This is a genomic window from Oleiphilus sp. HI0067, from assembly GCF_001635735.1.
This window is the reverse complement of the sequence record NZ_LWFI01000589.1, coordinates 1-894: the sequence shown is the minus strand read 5'-3', so window position 1 is coordinate 894 and position 894 is coordinate 1. Positions and strand designations below refer to the sequence as shown.

Sequence of the window (894 nt, the reverse complement as noted above, 5' to 3'; positions counted from 1 at the left end):
TTTACGTGGTGGCGCGTGAAGCGGGTGCAGAAAACCCTTCATTACCAACTTGGGCTAACCGTAAATCAAATCCAATTAATTTGGATACCTTATTTGAGATTAACAAGGTGAAGCGTAAAGACATACCAGAGGTTCCAGGCGCGTTTCAGCTGCTGAATGTTTTTACTGAGAAAGAGTGTAAGCGATTTATCGAGATTACCGAGACGCTAGGCTATTTAAAAGATGCGGCGGTGTCTCTACCTAGAGAAATCAGACATAACGATAATCTTACTTGGGTGACTGATGAGGCTACCGATCAGCTTATCTGGGAACGTGTGAAGCACTTAACCAACAATAATCCAGAGATGTTTGATAACCAAGAGGCTGTTGGGATTAATGCACGATTTCGCTTTTACCGCTATAGCGAGGGCGACTTTTTTAAGAATCATATCGATGGAGCGTGGCCTGGCTCACGAGTGGTCAATGAAGAGCTTATTCATAACGCTTATCCAGATCGATATAGTCAGATGACATTTCTCATCTTACTTAACGAAGACTTTGAAGGTGGCGCAACAAGGTTTTTGGTGAACTTAGAAGATTCAACGCAGCCAGCACGAGGAAATGCATCGGTTAAGGAAGTTGATATCCGCACACCTATTGGTGGTGTCCTTTGTTTTCCACACGGGCATCATCCTTTGCATTGTTTACACAGTTCTCAGCCCATCTCTAAAGGAACCAAATATATTATTCGGACCGATTTACTGTTCACCGTATAGCGCGCTGCTTGTGCGAAAAACTTTCGTACTTATTGGTGCTGACATTGAGCACACCAAAACTAAAATCTGCCATCCAAAAACGAACGGAATATGTGAAAGGTTCCATAAAACGATCTTGTTGAAGCTCAATCAACCTACT

The 894-nt window shown here is 42.8% G+C and carries 1 protein-coding gene; it reads left to right on the top strand.

The window, feature by feature from the left end:
• The coding region (locus tag A3739_RS06745) for a 2OG-Fe(II) oxygenase (protein WP_068500816.1) at window positions 1-755 on the top strand (755 nt) is incomplete at its 5' end.
• Window positions 756-894 lie beyond the last annotated feature (139 nt).